At 47.1% G+C, this 17,033-nt stretch carries 13 protein-coding genes; 9 read left to right on the top strand and 4 right to left on the bottom strand.

Annotated features, from left to right (window positions below; genetic code table 11):
* The first annotated feature begins 58 nt into the window (after positions 1-58).
* From H8S64_RS03825 to H8S64_RS03785, 9 genes are all read left to right on the top strand, one after another.
* A complete protein-coding gene (locus tag H8S64_RS03825; protein ID WP_255469419.1) occupies positions 59-3,580 on the top strand; it encodes a SusC/RagA family TonB-linked outer membrane protein in 3,522 nt (1,173 codons plus the stop codon).
* A gap of 12 nt (positions 3,581-3,592) precedes the next feature.
* Positions 3,593-5,125 (top strand): RagB/SusD family nutrient uptake outer membrane protein, encoded by a 1,533-nt coding sequence (locus H8S64_RS03820; RefSeq protein ID WP_186975055.1) that lies wholly within the window; start codon positions 3,593-3,595, stop codon positions 5,123-5,125.
* Between the two features lie 19 nt (positions 5,126-5,144).
* Complete coding sequence (locus tag H8S64_RS03815; RefSeq protein ID WP_186975054.1) at positions 5,145-6,026, top strand: hypothetical protein; 882 nt, start codon at positions 5,145-5,147, stop codon at positions 6,024-6,026.
* Between the two features lie 10 nt (positions 6,027-6,036).
* Positions 6,037-6,759, top strand: coding sequence for a fibrobacter succinogenes major paralogous domain-containing protein (locus H8S64_RS03810; protein ID WP_186975053.1), 723 nt, complete (start codon positions 6,037-6,039; stop codon positions 6,757-6,759).
* Positions 6,760-6,770: 11 nt separating this feature from the next.
* Positions 6,771-7,982 carry a TlpA disulfide reductase family protein gene (locus H8S64_RS03805; RefSeq protein ID WP_186975052.1) on the top strand — a complete coding sequence of 404 codons (1,212 nt, stop codon included), beginning with the start codon at positions 6,771-6,773 and terminating at the stop codon, positions 7,980-7,982.
* A gap of 27 nt (positions 7,983-8,009) precedes the next feature.
* Positions 8,010-9,269, top strand: a complete 1,260-nt coding sequence (locus H8S64_RS03800; RefSeq protein ID WP_186975051.1) for a thioredoxin family protein — start codon at positions 8,010-8,012, stop codon at positions 9,267-9,269.
* 7 nt (positions 9,270-9,276) lie between these two features.
* Complete coding sequence (locus tag H8S64_RS03795) at positions 9,277-10,440, top strand: TlpA disulfide reductase family protein (protein ID WP_186975050.1); 1,164 nt, start codon at positions 9,277-9,279, stop codon at positions 10,438-10,440.
* 179 nt (positions 10,441-10,619) lie between these two features.
* Complete coding sequence (locus tag H8S64_RS03790) at positions 10,620-11,891, top strand: sugar MFS transporter (RefSeq protein WP_255469418.1); 1,272 nt, start codon at positions 10,620-10,622, stop codon at positions 11,889-11,891.
* A gap of 112 nt (positions 11,892-12,003) precedes the next feature.
* A complete protein-coding gene (locus H8S64_RS03785) occupies positions 12,004-12,249 on the top strand; it encodes a hypothetical protein (RefSeq protein ID WP_099292018.1) in 246 nt (81 codons plus the stop codon).
* Positions 12,250-12,393: 144 nt separating this feature from the next.
* On the opposite strand, the gene H8S64_RS03780 is transcribed toward H8S64_RS03785, so the two are convergent.
* The 4 genes from H8S64_RS03780 to H8S64_RS03765 form a co-directional block, all read right to left on the bottom strand.
* Positions 12,394-12,972 carry a LutC/YkgG family protein gene (locus tag H8S64_RS03780; RefSeq protein ID WP_099292017.1) on the bottom strand — a complete coding sequence of 193 codons (579 nt, stop codon included), beginning with the start codon at positions 12,970-12,972 and terminating at the stop codon, positions 12,394-12,396.
* A gap of 117 nt (positions 12,973-13,089) precedes the next feature.
* A complete protein-coding gene (locus tag H8S64_RS03775; RefSeq protein WP_099292016.1) occupies positions 13,090-14,457 on the bottom strand; it encodes a lactate utilization protein B in 1,368 nt (455 codons plus the stop codon).
* 169 nt (positions 14,458-14,626) lie between these two features.
* Positions 14,627-15,364, bottom strand: coding sequence for a (Fe-S)-binding protein (locus tag H8S64_RS03770; RefSeq protein WP_186975049.1), 738 nt, complete (start codon positions 15,362-15,364; stop codon positions 14,627-14,629).
* 64 nt (positions 15,365-15,428) lie between these two features.
* Entirely contained in the window at positions 15,429-16,928 is a 1,500-nt protein-coding gene (locus H8S64_RS03765; protein ID WP_186975048.1) for an L-lactate permease, read from the bottom strand.
* Positions 16,929-17,033 lie beyond the last annotated feature (105 nt).

The raw sequence follows: 17,033 nt of genomic DNA, 5'->3' as shown, positions 1-17,033 counted from the left end.
AAATAATTGTTTTATTCATGCCCCCGTGCATGAAAAATTAAAAAAATTGTTGCTAATTATGAAGCTAAACGCATTGTTAATGTTGTTGTTTTGCATGAATCTATCGGCGGGAGTCCTCGCGCAAGAGGCTCTCCTGACGGTAGAGGTCGAGAACGGGAGTATCCGTGACGTGATGCAAACGATTAAACAACAGAGTGAATACACGTTTGTTTACAACGTGGAAGAAGTCGGTCACCTCGGGAACCTATCCGTTCACATGAAGGATGCCGATATACGGTCTATTCTGGACGTATGCCTGAAAGACAGCGGGTTGGAATACAGTATTCACGAGAATGTCATCGTTATTCGCAAGAGTATTATCCAAAAACAAGACGAAACACGTAAAATTAAAGGAATCGTCACGGATAAGAAAAAAGAACCTCTACCGGGCGTGACCGTCATGATCAAAGGAACAAGCGTAGGCGTGGCTACCGACAAGGACGGGCGATTCGAAATGGCACAACCTAAAGATTCCAACATCGTGTTGATAGTTTCTTTCGTGGGGATGAAAACCCAGACGATCGCTTACAAGGGACAACCTAACCTCACTATCGTATTAGAAGAAGATTCACAAGAAATGGAGGAAGTGGTAGTGACAGGTTATCAAGTTATTGACCGTCGAAGAAACACGGGAGCCTCACAACGCTTGAAAATGGACGACATCATGACGGCAGGAGTCCCCAATCTTGATCAGATGCTGGAAGGGCGGGTTTCCGGAATGACACTGGTATCCGGTTCCGGAGAGGTTGGTGTCGCCCCCAAGATTCGTATTCGAGGAACTTCCACGTTAATAGGTAACCGTGAACCGTTATGGGTTGTCGACGGGATCATCGTGCAAGACCCGGTGCCCATCTCTGCCGAGGAACTGAATGACCCGGATTATATCAACCGCATCGGTAACGCTATTGCCGGACTGAACCCGCAGGACATCGAACGTCTGGACATCTTGAAAGATGCCGCCGCCACTGCCCTTTACGGGACGAAAGCCGCTAACGGGGTGATCGTGATTACCACGAAAAAAGGACGCATCGGTGCCCCCGTCATCAATTATAACATGAGCACCACGTTCCGGCAACGTCCTCGTTACACTGACCGCAAAATCAACTTGATGAACTCCCGGGAACGGATCCAATTCTCCCGCGAGTTGAATGAACAGCATTACGTGTTTAGCGGACACTTTAACTACGTGGGATACGAGGGATTACTCGATGACCTGTACAACGGGAAAATCAACGATACCCAATTTGCAGAAAAAGTAGCCTATCTGGAAACATTGAACACGGACTGGTTCAAACTGTTGACAGAAGACACCTTTTCCCATCAACACACGATCAGCATGTCGGGTGGTTCCGAACAAGCCCGATACTACGCGTCCATCGGTTATTCCCGCGACAACGACGTCATCAAGGGGAATTACAACGAACGCTACACTAGTAGCCTTAACCTTGAGTCCACGCTGACCGAATGGCTGACAGCCTCGTTCCAGATGCAGGGAAACGTGAGCCGCCGGAAATACAATCAAAGCGAAACATCTCCCATGGATTATGCCTACAACACCAGCCGGGCTATCCCCGCTTATGATGAAAACGGAAAGTATTTCTACTATGAAAGAAAAGTCGGAAATAATTATCGCCAATATAATATATTGAATGAACTGGAGAACAGTTACTCGGATCAACACACCTCCGGTATCACCGTTACCGCCAATTTACGATTTGACATCAATTCATGGTTAAATGCCAACGCGATCATATCGTACACGAATTCCAACACGGAAATCGAGGGCTACTGGGGAGAAAAGACATATCACGTTGCCGCTCTCCGCGGTTCGGAATATGGCGAAGTTCCCCCTTCTTACTCCGAATTACCCTATGGCGGAGAACTCAGCACGAACGAAACCAGAAACAACTCCTACACGGCACGTTTGCAGATAAACGCCAACAAATATTTCGGTGTAAATGAACAACACAACATCAACGTCAGCGCGGGAATGGAGATGAGTTCCAGTAAATACAAGGGGTACAGTCGTACAGACCGTTGCTACTACCCGGATCGGGGGATGACATTTGTTTCCGGCATCAGCCTTGAAAACTTTCCCGAATATGGTGTCTGGTTAGCTTCGAATGTACCCTCGCTCTCGAATAACCTGACAAATATTCTTTCAGGCTACGCGACTCTTTCTTACAGTTACCATAATTACTTCACGGCAAACGTGAACGCCCGTGTAGACGGCTCCAACAAATTCGGAGATCAAAGCAACAACAAGTTTTTACCGATTTGGTCGGCTTCCGCGGCTTACAATTTTTCGGAACACGAAGCTCTAAAAGCCGATTGGATTGACTACATGACGCTGAAAGCATCCTTCGGTTACCAAGGAAACATGCTGGATGACCAATCACCCGTCATGTTAATCAAAAAACAACCTACAGATCCTTATTACAACGAAATGACGAGCAGTATAGAACGCAACCCCAACCCCAATCTAAAATGGGAAAAGACCAGTTCTTTCAACGTCGGCTTGCAACTATCTTTGCTCCACAATCGCTTGCAACTGGAAACTCAATATTATTACAAACGAACCAAGGATGCGTTCATGACAAAAGAAGTAGCTTCCATGAATGGTGTTGACTCTTACGTGATAAACGGAGGGGACGTGGAAAACAAGGGGTATAGTGTTGACATCACGGTATCCCCGATATCCAGAAAAGACTTGTACTGGACGATTTCCACCTCATTCTCGAAAGACAAGAACACGGTAAAGAATGATCCCAGTTCACAAACTTACGATTACACGGAATTTCTGAACGGAACCGCCGTTATCAAGGGAAAAGCAGTCAATACATTCTATTCCTACGACTTTATAGGGCTTAGTCCCATAGACGGAGGTCCCTTGTTTAATGATATGGAAGACCAAAAGCACGAACTTCTCGGGCTTAGCAAATACGAAACGTTCACTCGCGTACTGAAAGCCACCGGTCGCCGCGAACCTTACATGTCCGGCGGTTTAAGTACATCGTTACGCTACAAAAACATCCGAGTGAACGCCATGTTCTCCTACAGCCTTGGTGCAAAAACGCGTCTATTCCGCCTGTTCGACAAAAATCTTTCCCCGGAATACAACGTGCACCGCGATTTCCTGAAACGTTGGAAAAACCCGGGTGATGAACTCAAAACAAATATTCCGGCACTTGAATCCTTGTATAGCGATGCCTATTGGAATTACACGTACCACTATTCCGACGTGTTCGATAATATTCAACAATTTGCCGATGACGCATGGACAATGTACGACTATTCCGACATCCGGGTTGTCAGCGCCAACTACTTGAAATGCTCCAGCCTAAGCTTCACTTACGAATTCGGGGAAAATACCCTGTCTAAAATAGGTCTTTCCCGGCTGGCACTCACCTTGTCGGGCACCAACTTATTCACGTTATGCTCCAGCAAACTGAAAGGACAAACCCCGACACAAGGCGGGTTCAGTGAAATACAACTATCGGACAGACCAACTTATACTTTCGGATTAAGTGTTTCATTTTAAAATCAAAACATCATGAAAAACATATTAATAATCGGCTGCATATCACTCATTCTCTCCTCTTGTGACAGCTTCTTGAAAGAGTATTCCCAAGATTTGGCAAGGGTTGAAACCGTCGGGGATCTGGACGAGTTATTACTGGGAAGCGCTTATTACCCGGCAGGATATTACTACATAGCCAGCAGCACACGTAAGCAGGTAGGAGCCCCGTACAACCAGTTTATCCATTTCATGAGCGATGAACTAAGACAAAACAGCGAAACGTCTTATGGAGATTACGGTTCTTTTGAAGAGTTTTTCGGGTATTACACGTGGCAACGCCAAGTAGGCATCAACATAAAGGGAACCAGCGTGGGCACCGAAAATACTGACTGGAAAAGAACTTACAACTATATCAACGCAACCAACATGATTCTTGACGAATTGAACGAAGTCACGATTCATGATGACGAAGAGGAAGCCACAAAAAACAGAGTGGAAGGAGAAGCCCGATTCCTGCGTGCATTATACTATTTTACTTTGGTAAACCTGTACGCGGATCCGTACGTTTCCTCTAAAGCGGCGACTACCCCGGGAGTTCCGTTGAAACTGACCTCGTACGTGGAGGATAAAGAATATAACAACAACACGGTTGCCGAAGTGTACGAACAAATTATCAAAGATCTGAACGGAGCCATCGACTGTCTGTCCAAAACGACACGCAAAAGCATCTATCGGGCTGATCTTACCACAGCCTACCTGTTGACTGCCCGTGTTTACCTGTACATGCAGGACTACCCCAACGCACGCAAGTACGCTCAATTCGTCTTGGATCGAAATGATGCCTTGACAGACCTCAACCTGTTTACCGGGACGGACAATGTTTTCACATCGGATAACCCGGAAGTTATCTTTTCCATGGGAGGCCATTTCTTGACAAACTATATCTATGGACAAGATGACTACGAGGATGAATATCCGTTTTATATCTCGGAAGACTTGATCGAAGCGTTTGACGCCAAAGACTTGAGAAAGAAGTTTTATATTTCAGAAGAGGAATACGGTTATTATTACAAAAAAATTTACTGGGGACGTGCTCATTGGGGTGCCGCTTGTAGTGTTTCGGACAATTTCCTATTCCGCACCTCGGAGGCTTATCTTATTTTAGCTGAAGCCTGCGCGTTTGACAACGCTGAAGACATAGCCCGACAATTACTCGGTCAATTACAAAGTAAACGTTTTGACTCTACCCCGACTGTCAACGAAACGGGAAATACATTGATCGACTTGATTCGACTGGAACGACAACGCGAACTCTGTCTGGAAGGTCACCGTTGGTATGACCTGCGCCGTTATACCGTATGCGAGAAGTACCCGTGGTCAAAAGCAATTCGCCATCTCTACACTGATTACGATTCACGATGGAATGCAGAAAGAGTACGCTTGTTCGAACTAGAGCCTTATGATAAAGCCTACACGCTGGCATTCCCGAAAGAAGTACTGGATTTCCAGAATACCCTAAATACAAACAATCGACCGGAACGCCTTCCCATAGAAGAAAGTAATTAATAATAAAGAGTATACCACGATGAAAAATATATATTATTTCATAGTCCTTTGTACCTTAATGGTTAGCTTCGCTTGCAGCAAAGAGGAAAAACTGGAACCGACGGAAATGCGATATGACTACTTCACGATCTCTCCCGACGCCACGGATGAAGAATCCATATTACGCCGAACCTTTTACGAAACCAACAAAATACACCTTCTCTTTAACGACACTCTACGCCACGAACAACGGGGAACATACGCAGACGGGACTCCCTATTGGTTTACAGAATTACTCGATTTATCGTACAATATCACGGGTACGACAGATGGAGCACGCTTCACGTACATTCAGGATATTCGCCATAAAGAAGAAGCCGTGCATTTTGTAGAAACGTATATTCTTCCTCATCTAGGCGAGGGATTACGCCCTTACTCCATATTTCTGGTAGAAAAGATGGAATCCTACAGCTACGGGTGGAGTGAAACTAATTTTTATAACGGGAGACGTTGCCTAGCTCTTTCAACCCAAGGGATATCCGACATGGATGAAGAAGAAATCAAAGAGCAATGCATAGACATTTTTTACTCTATAATCGCGGGTAAAACGAAATATTACGACGAAGAACTGACGGAATTTATAGCGTTCGGCGCTCCCTATTACGGGGAATATTTCTCCTCTTTCCAATCACTAACCAAACCCAAACCAACTGCTGAAGAAATGTACACGTTGGGCTTCATATCATGGAGCAGCTGGAGCTCCTATTTCCCATACGAGAGTAGCGACTTAACCGCTTTCCTGAAAGCAGTCTTCTATGAAGATGAAGATACATTCAAAACGCAATATGCCGAATACCCTGTCATTCTTCAAAAATATGACATTATGAAAGAGGTTGTCAAGAAAAAAGGTTACATATTCTAATACCAAACACATGAAAAAAATATTCTACTTACTATACATCGCATTAGCCTTCGTCGGATGTAACGACGATGACGACAAACTGCCCCGCATAACCCCAGAAGCCACGGGAACTTTTACCGACACGGACGGACAAGTGTACAAATGGGTACGCTACAACGGGATAGACTGGATGGCATCCAATTATAAAGGCGGAGAACCTTATTACAACGCAACAAACAGATGGGGTGATGACTTGATTGACATCGATAATAAAGAACTGGCAATAGCCGATTTCGAAATCTACGGCAATTTATACACTTACGAACAAGCACAGGAACACGTACCCGACGGGTGGCGTTTACCCACGGACGAAGACTGGCAAAAACTGGAACAAGCCATGGGGATGTCCGATAACACAGCCGACAAAAAGGGATGGCGCGGTTCCGGGGTCGGCGAACTCCTACAACAAGACGAAACAGGTAGCGGCATGAATCTCCTCCTAGGCGGGTACGTCGCCGTGCAGGCTGTCAGGCCCATGAATCTGCATTTACGTCTGGTGCGGGTATACGGGTATTATTGGACTTCCACCGAGGACAAAGACAGTTACCCGGAAGGCACAGCCGTGTATTACCGGAGTATACGCTATAACAGTTCGCGAATTGAACGTGAAATAATGGCTACTTACGAGCAAGACTATCTGAACAACGTATACCCCAAATACTTGAGTGTACGTTACGTGCGGGATGCTCAATAAAACATTACGATATGAACAAATTATTTTACCTTGCCGCAGCGCTGTTCGTTTACAGCGCCTGCGGCAACAAGGACGAGTACGTCATCCGGGGAAGTTTTCCCGGACTGAAAGACGGGATGATTGTCACTCTCAACAACCTTGAGAAAGAGAAAAAAGAAACCCTAGCCACGGATACCGTCCGGAACGGTCGTTTCGAATTACGGGGAAGTACTCCTACCCCGGTATTCTGTGACATCAGAATCAGTAACAGGAATCTGGTTCAGGAGAAAAAAGAGATTACAAACAACGGAACTTTCCTGTTCTTGGATAACTCCAAAATGGAGATGCAGGCGAAACATTATGACAGCTTATCATACATTTCCACGATGTTTCCCGTGGCAAAGGAAACAAACGCTAAAGTTACAGGAGGTGTGCTGCAAGCCGACTTCAACGCTTACCGGCAAAAAATGCTTCCCTTGGAATTGGACGCTTATATACCTTATGACACCTTATCAAATCTAAGATTCTTCAACAAATACAATTACCCGGCAGAAGTTTACGCCAAAATATTCGCGGAATTTTACCCCCAACAAGTGGAGAAACAAGCGATTGTCGATGCCGCCCGCATGGAGTTTATCCGCCAGCACCCGACTTCCCCCGTATCGTTGTATATCGCGGAAAACCTGATTAAAGAAGAATTTACCCGAACCAAAGAAGAGTTGGAAGAACTATCCCGTGTAGCGGAACAAATCACAGACACGATACGCAAACCCCGTTTCCTCAAAAGAATGGAACAAGCCATGAGGCAATATAAAGGCGTAAAGTACACTGACGTGGAACTAGAAACACCCGTGGGGACAAGAGAAAAACTCTCATCACACGTCCATCCGGGAAGCTACACGCTGATCGACTTCTGGGCATCGTGGTGCGGACCGTGCAAAGCGGCTATCCCCTCCGTGAAAAAACTCTACAACAAATACAGCCGGGAGCAATTGAACGTGGTCAGCATCTCCATGGATGAAAAGAAAACCGATTGGGAAAAAGCCATGAAAGAAGAGGATATGCCGTGGACTCAATTGCGGAGCAACGATCGAAAGAGTTATACCGAAATATTCAAAACTTACAATGTCACCAGCATCCCCCGGCTCGTGCTTCTTGACCCGGCAGGAAGGGTCGTGTTCAGTAGTCACGATGCGGACGCCCTGCAATTAACCGTACGCCAATTAGTGGAAAATAATCAATAATAAATTCGTATTGTAAAAATTACCTGTATGAAAAAAATCTATTTGTTTATCGCTATCTTGTTTGTGCAAATCACGGTGTTCGCGCAGGAAGGCGTGAACTTCCGTGATTTAACATTCACTGAAGCCCTAGAGGCAGCGAAAAAAGAGAACAAACTCGTGTTCATGGACTGCTACACCGAATGGTGCGGACCGTGCAAGAACATGGCGAATAACGTGTTCCCGCGAAAAGAGGCGGGAGATTACTTCAATCCCCGTTTCGTGTGCGTGAAATACGACATGGAGAAGGGTGAAGGTGTGGAACTGGCTAAAAAATTCGACGTGCACGCCTACCCCACTTTCGTTATCATCCGTCCCGATGGCACGATACAACACAAATTGGTCGGGGGCGACAAGCTGGAAACTTTTATCGATAGAGTGGAAAAAGGCTTGAACGAGAAGACCTCGCTACTGTACATGCACCAAGAATACGAGAAAGGCAAGATGAGCAATGCCGAACTTTTGGCATATAAAAATGCCTTATCGGATGCTGCCAGTGACGAGAAAGCCGCTAAGGTGTACAAGGAGTTATTGCAACGCCTCACGGACAAGGAAAAGACCGAAAAAGAATACTGGTCGATTTACGAAGACGAGAGTTGCGTGATTGGTTCTCCCATGTTCGACTTCCTGCTGGCGAACCTCGATGCCATCCGAAAGAACACGGGCGAAGAAATCGTGGAGAAATTCTTATTCTATCACCATGCTAAGATATTACAGGATTACATCGCCGGATACGCCAAAGAAGACGCCGCCCCCGTGGAGAAAGTGAAAGCACAAATCAACGGCTTCCGTATCAAGGGACAAGAAAGTCTGGAAAAAATGTTAGCTTTGGCAGAACCTGTCAGCCAACGAGATATCGAAAAGGTTGCCGCCATCGTGAAAGCAAAAATACCACACGTGAATGCCGAAGAATTGAAAATGTACGCTTTCGGATTCCGTACCATCTTGTGGAAAACCCAAGAACCTTATCCCGCTAACTACGGGAAACTCGGCAAAAAACTCACGCAACAAGTTATCGCCCACATGGAAAAAAAGGCTGAAAACTTATCAAGCAACGACCTCACCACTTATGACATCATATTGTCGTGCTTCGGGGATAGATTGGAAAAAGAAGATTACGCTCGCCTTATCGCCCTAGGGGAAAAAGTACTTCCCGGGTTACCCGATGACGAGAACAAACGCCACTCGGAGTGGATATTCGACGGGTACAAAAAACGCTTGAACAAGGAAAAACAACCTGATAAAAAATAAGATGAACATGAAAAAAAGATACCTATCATTCCTATTACTGGCAAGCGCCATAAGCGCCTGTGACATGAAACCCATGGATCATTTCGTGCTTCGCGGTACCATTCCCGGGGCAATGGACAGCACGGAAATAGAATTAGCTATCCCCGGGGAAAACAAAGAACGTCTTAAGGGATTTATCGTCAACGAGCGATTCGAATTCCGGGGAAAACTGGAACAACCCACTCTCTGCGAACTACGCTTGAATAACCAAGACATCTGTGACCGGAAAAACATAAAAGAAGAAAACAAAATTATTTACGCGGATATCAATTTCTTCGTGGAGAACGGGAAATTGACATTCACCACGCCTCACGTGGACAGTCTGCCTCACTCTTTCTGGAAATACGATATTCGTAAAGAGAAAAACTACACGCTAACGGGTTCCCCGGCACAGGATATTTATTATGCCTACCAGCAACAAACTATCCCGACCCGCCATCTTCTCCGAACGTTTAGATTCCAAGAGAACAAACAACCGGAAGACGCCAAAAGAATAGTAGCGGCACAAACAGAACTGGCTCGACAAACCCGGGAATTTATAGCGGGCCACTCGAACCTCGCCGTGAATCTAATGTTAGTCGAGGAATTGAAAAAAGAACCTTTTACCTACGACCAAGGTTATCTCGATGAACTGGAACAACTCTTCGCTTCCTACCGGGATACTTGCCCGAGGCTTAAAAATTTCCGCCAGTACCTGAAAGAAGCGAGCGCATTCGCCCAAGGCAAACCGTTACAGGAAGGAAAAGTGATAACCTCGAAAGGCGACACGCTATCTCTCCTCGCCCAATTGAAGGCGGGACAATACACGTTGATCGACTTCTGGGCATCGTGGTGCGGACCGTGCCGGGCAAGTTTCCCTCACTTACGAGAGATGTACAAGCTGCACGGGGAAAAAGTCAATTTTATCAGCGTATCACTAGACAAAGAAGAAAAAGAGTGGCAAAAGGCCATGGGAGAAGAAAAGTTGCCTTGGTCCCAGTTCCTCGCTACCCGTGCTTTGAGCAAAGAAGTCGGCAAATACTATAATCTCAAGTCTATACCGACCTTCTTGTTTATCGACCCCGACGGGAAAATCATTTTCTCGGGACACAGCAGTGACGAACTGGAAGCGGAATTAGCAAAAACACACTAACTAACATCTCTATTTTCTTTATTAGATTGTAAACGAGGTTGTTTCGGCAGCCTCGTTTTATTATTATCCCCTCTCCGGGCAATAATTTTCTACAATTTCATCCATCATTATCAAAAATTAATAACTTTGTAGGACTCTTATGTGTTTACGTGTTTATGTATATTATTAATTAGATGATGATGGAACAAAAGAAAAATTCTTACAGCATGGGGATTATCATTATTGGAATCCTCTTCTTTATCTTCGGGTTCGTCACGTGGTTGAACGCTACCCTAATCCCTTATCTTAAAATCGCTTGCGAACTGCAACACGAGTGGCAAAGCTACCTCGTGACCTTCGCTTTCTACATTGCCTACTTTGTCATGGCACTACCCTCGTCATGGGTATTACGCAAAACAGGCTACAAAAACGGCATGATGCTCGGGTTGCTCGTGATGGCAGTCGGGGCATTACTGTTTATACCCGCGGCGATGACTCGCACCTACGGTCTGTTCCTGCTGGGACTTTTTATCATGGGTACGGGATTGTCCGTGCTGCAAACCGCATCCAACCCCTACGTGATTGAATTGGGAGCCCCGGAAAGTGCCGCCCAACGGGTGAGCATCATGGGTATTTGCAACAAGGTGGCAGGAGCCATCAGCCCGCTTATCCTCGGGTCTATCATGTTGAAAAACATCGATGCACTGGAAGCAAGTTTAAAGACAATGGATCCTATCCAAAAAGCGGCAGAACTCGACCTTCTGGCATCGAAATCCATCGTACCCTACATCGTGATTATGGTGTCGCTCGTCGTGCTGGCGCTGTTCGTGCGTTTCTCTCCGCTTCCCCAGATCGAAGACCCGGAAGAAGAAGAAGGCAGTATCCAACACGGGGGTAAATCAAGTATATTCAGCTTCCCGCACTTGTGGATCGGTATCGTCACCTTGTTCCTTTACGTGGGAGTCGAGGTTATCGCCATCGACACGGTCATCGGGTACGCCAAATCATTAAACATGAACATGGAAGCCGCCCGGGTATTCCCGACCTTCGGCATGATTGCCATGATCGTCGGTTACATTATCGGTATCATCGCCATCCCAAAATACATCACCCAAGAACGGGCTTTAGCTTACTGTGCCGTCCTCGGCGTCATCCTCGGGATATGCACCGCCGTTCTTCCGGCTAACGTGTCTATCTGGTGTTTGACCTTGTTAAGCCTTGCTAACTCGCTGATGTGGCCGGCAATCTTCCCGCTCGCCATCTTCGGCTTGGGACGTCACACGAAAACCGGATCGGCTCTGCTTATCATGGCTATCGCCGGGGGAGCCTTGCTTCCGATGCTATACGGCTCACTCACCACCTGCATGGGCTTCCAAGGTGCTTACTGGATGGTATTACCGTGCTACCTGTTTATCCTCTACTTCGCCGTAGCGGGACACCGGGTTGGCATTAAACATTTATATAATAAATAGTTACAGGTTGCAAGTTGCATTTACCTCCGGCAAGTTGCAGGTTAATCATGAACTTGTAACCCACGGAAAGCGAATGCAACTTGTAACTTGCCAAAGGCAAAATAACAAATTTATGGAAAAAACGAAAGCACTCAAAAACAGAAAGTTATTCGGCATAGCCGCTATTCTATTCCTATGCGTCGGTATCGTCCACGTCGGCTACAAAGCCCTCCAGTTCGCGGATACCCCGGAATGGGGAGCTCCTTGGTATTTTGCCCTTTTCTCCCCGGGAATTATTTACCTTTTCCCCTTGATAGTATCTTTCGCCGCCTATCGCTTTTTCTCGAAGGCAGCCGATAAGGGAGAGGACGGTTTATAAAGTTCATAAGGTTTATAAGGTTCATAAAGTACCAAGTGTCCTTCGGACACAGCTTAAACGGCAGCATTAGCTGCCGTTGGTATAGCGCCCCGCAGGGGTCCACTACTTTATAAACTTTATAAACCTTATGAACTTTATAAACCTTTACTCCAGAATCACCGTCACTCCTCTTGCCCCGTGAGCCCCGATAACCAGCGCTTGCTCGATATCGGCAGTCTTTGAAGGTCCGGCGATAAAACTACCGTATTCGTAATCATCGAAATCCGGTTGGGTATACGCCTCGTGCATATTATTCACGAGACGAGTGCGATCCAGTATCACCACCAACGCCTCCGCGATAAAAAGCAATGCCTTGTAACGAGTCTGTCGCTTTATCCACACCATCCCGTTTTCCAACACCCCGAACTCTCCTCGCACAACCCCTACATCCGTACCGTTCAACTCTCTCGGATCATCCAACATATCCGGATTCACCGTCGCACAAGTAATCTCCGGCAAATTCGAAGCTATCGACTTGGCATCCGGATAAGCCTTCCGGATTACCTCGTTCACGTCCTGCCCCTTATCAAGCAACACGTAATTCGCACCCACCGCTTTCAATATCTTTTCAAATTGCACCAGCGGATCAGGATAAACTAACGGCGTAAACGTCATCTCCGGGCGTTCCACGCGGTCAATCCCGTGAGCTTTTATCCTTGCAAATATTTCATCTTTACTACCCATAACTTATATATTTATGATTTTAGATTGAAGATTTTAGATTTTAAGCCCCTTTCTACCGACTTTACCGTTCCCCAGCAAATGAAGAGAAATCTGAAATCATCAATCACAAATCGTCAATCATTTAATTTTCCCTTTCTTCCACATCTCGTTAAACGTCTCTTTCGTGAATTGTGGTAATTCTCGTCCGATACCCCACGCGTCGAGGTTGTTGTACAGCACGAAACGAGGCATCTTTTCGGCTATCCGTCCTGCTTTTATTGCCGGATAGAAAAGACCGGGACGCTCCATCACGAATTTCATGCCTTTCTCCATAAACTTTTTCGACGCAGCGGCAAGATGCAACGGTGCCAGATTCTGACGCCACTTGTAGATCTGTTCCGCCAGATCTATCTTCACGGGACACACGTTCGAGCAGGAATAACAAAGTGAACATGCCGATACGTTACCCGAGTACTTCTCTGGTGATTTCAACATTCCTAAATTAATCCCGATAGGGCCGGGAATAAAATAAGAGTAAGAATAACCGCCCGTGCGGCGGTACACCGGACAAGTATTGATACACGACCCGCAACGGATACATTTCAGCATATTCACGTGTTCCGTGCAAGCCAGTATATCGGTACGCCCGTTATCCACGATCACGATATGCATCTCCTGTCCCTCGACGGGCTTCTTGTAATGCGAGGTGTATGTCGTCGACGGCTGCCCCGTGGCAGAGCGGGCCAACAAACGGGTATACAGCGCCAACGCCTTGTAATCCGGGATCACCTTCTCCAACCCCATGATAGCGATATGTACCTTCGGGAACGAAGTACCCATGTCGGCATTCCCCTCGTTCGTGCATACCACGAAAGCCCCCGATGAAGCCACGGCAAAATTAACTCCCGTCATGGCGATATCCGCGTGCAGGAATTTCTCCCGCAAAGCGGCACGTGCGGCATGCGTCAGGTAAGTCGGATCACTGTTCCCCGGTTCCGTGTGCAACTCTTTCTCGAACACCTTCCCCACTTCCTCCCGCTTCACGTGAATGGCGGGCAGCACGATATGACTGGGCGGCGTTCCCATCAACTGCATGATCCGTTCGCCCAGATCCGACTCCACGGCATCCACTCCCCGAGCCTTCAAGTAAGGCGTCAATCCACATTCTTCCGATAACATGGACTTACTCTTCACCAGATTCTTCCCCCCATGTTTCTGAATAATCCCGTACACGATACGGTTGTGCTCCTCGGCATCCTTCGCCCAATGCACGTGTATACCGTTCGCTGTGGCGTTTCTCTCGAACATATCGAGATAATACCCCAGATTACTGATCGTGTGGCGTTTCATCTGGCTCGCCATTTCCCGCAACGCCTCCCATTCGGGTACATCGTTCGCCATTTTATCCCTTTTCTCCCGCACGAAGTAGAGCGCCTGATCGTGCCATGCCGTCCTCTCCTTATCCGCGATAAACTTCTTGGCTGCTTTAGCATGTGAACTCATAATATTTAGATTTACGTTATTTACAAATTAGTTTATAAAGTTTATAAGGTTCGTAAAGTTCATAAGGTTACGGGTGTCCTTCGGACTAAGTTTATCGGCAGCACAAGCTGCCGTGAGCAAAGCGCCCCGCAGGGGTCAACAGACTTTATAAACCTTATGAACTTTATAAACTTTACAAACCGTTACCCAAAATCTCCACCACGTGTATCGTCTTTATCGGCAACTTCTCCCGGCGGATAATCCCCTCCATGTGCATCAGGCACGAACTGTCGGCACCCGTGATGTATTCCGCCCCGGTGGATATATGATCACGTACCTTGTCCTGTCCCATGCAAACGGAAGTAGCCGCTTCTTCCACGGCAAACATTCCCCCGAAACCGCAACATTCATCCACACGTTTCGGCTCGAACACCTCCACGTCCTTTACCAGTGACAACAAATCCCTCAGCTTCGAGTAGCGGGGTATCACCAACTCGCTCGGTGACGAAAGATGCAGCAACCTCTCCCCGTGGCAACTGTTATGAATACTCACCTTGTGCGGGAAACGGGTATCCAGCTTATCCACTTTCACCACGTCGTGCAGGAACTCGCATATCTCGTATATCCTACTGCTGATACAAGCGTGTTCCTCCTTGTGCAACAGTGTCGGGTAATGCTCTTTCACGAAAACCACGCAACTTGCCGAGGGACCCACCACGTAGTCATATTTCTCGAACAACTGTTCCATTCGCCCCGCCAACTTCGCGGAATCCTTCTGGAATCCGCCATTCGCCATGGGTTGCCCGCAGCACGTCTGATCCAACGGGTAATCAACATCTAACCCCAGCGACTTCAATAATTTATACGACGCTACCCCCACGCCGGGATAGATCGCGTTGATGTAACAGGGAATAAATAATCCAATCTTCATAATATATAATATTAGTTACAAGTTTCATTTGCCTTCGGCAAGTTACAAGTTGCCGGCTTTCCCATCATGCAAAAAGATACACTACCACCCCGGCAATAATAACATAAGCCAGCGCGTAAGGAATGGCCGCTTTCAATATGCTTCCCTCCTGTCCCTGCTGGTCGCAGGCGGACGTGGCAATAGCGATACTTTGCGGGGAAATAATCTTTCCTCCCGTGGCTCCCGCCGTGTTCGCTGCCGACAACCACGTGGGATCGACTCCCGTGTGCGCGGCAACCCCGGCCTGCAATTTACCGAACAGGATGTTTGCCGATGTATCACTACCCGTCAAGAAGGTTCCCAATGCCCCGATCATGGGTGCAAACAACGGGTAGAGCGCACCCGTCGCGGCAGCAAGAGCCACCGCCAACTGGTTGATCATCCCCGACGTTTCCATGATGGAAGAGAATCCCACCAGACAGATTACCGTCACGATCGTCTTGCGCAACTGCACAACCGACCGCCACAACAGCACGAGCAAAGCTCCCGCCTTTCCGCCTTGAATCAACCCGCCGACAAAGGAACCGATAAAAAGCAACACGCCACCTTGTATCAACCACTGTATCGTGTACACTTTCACCTCTCCGCGTATCGTAATATGCACCGTGGAAACCAATACAGACTGCAATACCTCCCGGATAACGGGAAACAGCGGGCTCGTGACCAGTACAAGTGCCATGATCAACACGTACACCATCCATGCCCGTGCAATCTCTCCGCCGGAATAAATCATCCCCGCGGGTTTCTCCTTCCCCCTGTCAATCAATTTCCCAAGCAGAATAATCACGATAATGGCGGCAATACTACCGATAATAGCGGGAGTTTCCGCCCCGATATAGTGAGCGGCAAGATACTGCGCCACCAACGACACCGCCCCCACCGACAAACTCAATAACAGGTTTTTCGGCAACGCCTTCAACCGGGGATCGGCTAAAAACGTGATCACGAAAGGCACCAGCAACATCAACACCGACAACTGCAATACCACCGCCGTACTCAACGGGATCACGGGCAACCCCGTTTCCTGTGCCAGCACGATTACCGGAACTCCCACCGCCCCGAATGCCGTCGGAACACTGTTGGCTATCAAACTGACCACCGCCGAGAACATCGGCTTGAACCCGAGGCTGATCAATATCGCCGCCGGGATAGCCACCGCCGTCCCGAAACCCGCCATACCTTCCAGCAATCCCCCGAACCCCCACGTGATCAGCAACACCTGCACGCTTTTGTCCACCGATATAGCAGAAAACTGTTGCTTCAACACCTCTATCTTCTTCGTTTGCAACAGCACGTTATAACTGTATATCGCCATCAGTATAATAAACAAAATAGGAATCAACGCTTTCAGCATCCCGTAAAGAAAAGAATTAATCATGTCCGGCACCGATAAATTAAAAGCGAACAATGCCAAAAATGCCGTGATAAACAGCGTTATCACACTACTTTTATCACCGGAAACTTTCATCACTCCCATCAGAATAATCAAAATAATAATCGGTAATGCCGCGTACAACGTTTCCATATACATCATTTTAAAGATTAAAATTCGTCATTATCTCCCGCCGCAATCGCTTTCCGCTAAACTTACTCACGTTTAACACTAACGAAATTAAAGAAAAATATGTTA

The organism is Butyricimonas hominis (genome assembly GCF_014287455.1).
In the GTDB taxonomy this organism is placed as follows: Bacteria; Bacteroidota; Bacteroidia; order Bacteroidales; family Marinifilaceae; genus Butyricimonas; species Butyricimonas muris.
Note: the sequence above shows the minus strand (reverse complement) of the source record. Positions and strands in the feature narration are given on the sequence as shown.

Excerpts from the sequence above, each read along its gene's own strand:
- H8S64_RS03825 (WP_255469419.1), top strand. The coding sequence starts at position 59 with ATGAAGCTAAACGCATTGTTAATGTTGTTGTTTTGCATGAATCTATCG.
- H8S64_RS03820 (WP_186975055.1), top strand. The coding sequence starts at position 3,593 with ATGAAAAACATATTAATAATCGGCTGCATATCACTCATTCTCTCCTCT.
- H8S64_RS03815 (WP_186975054.1), top strand. The coding sequence starts at position 5,145 with ATGAAAAATATATATTATTTCATAGTCCTTTGTACCTTAATGGTTAGC.
- H8S64_RS03810 (WP_186975053.1), top strand. The coding sequence starts at position 6,037 with ATGAAAAAAATATTCTACTTACTATACATCGCATTAGCCTTCGTCGGA.
- H8S64_RS03805 (WP_186975052.1), top strand. The coding sequence starts at position 6,771 with ATGAACAAATTATTTTACCTTGCCGCAGCGCTGTTCGTTTACAGCGCC.
- H8S64_RS03800 (WP_186975051.1), top strand. The coding sequence starts at position 8,010 with ATGAAAAAAATCTATTTGTTTATCGCTATCTTGTTTGTGCAAATCACG.
- H8S64_RS03795 (WP_186975050.1), top strand. The coding sequence starts at position 9,277 with ATGAAAAAAAGATACCTATCATTCCTATTACTGGCAAGCGCCATAAGC.
- H8S64_RS03790 (WP_255469418.1), top strand. The coding sequence starts at position 10,620 with ATGGAACAAAAGAAAAATTCTTACAGCATGGGGATTATCATTATTGGA.
- H8S64_RS03785 (WP_099292018.1), top strand. The coding sequence starts at position 12,004 with ATGGAAAAAACGAAAGCACTCAAAAACAGAAAGTTATTCGGCATAGCC.
- H8S64_RS03780 (WP_099292017.1), bottom strand. The coding sequence starts at position 12,972 with ATGGGTAGTAAAGATGAAATATTTGCAAGGATAAAAGCTCACGGGATT.
- H8S64_RS03770 (WP_186975049.1), bottom strand. The coding sequence starts at position 15,364 with ATGAAGATTGGATTATTTATTCCCTGTTACATCAACGCGATCTATCCC.
- H8S64_RS03765 (WP_186975048.1), bottom strand. The coding sequence starts at position 16,928 with ATGGAAACGTTGTACGCGGCATTACCGATTATTATTTTGATTATTCTG.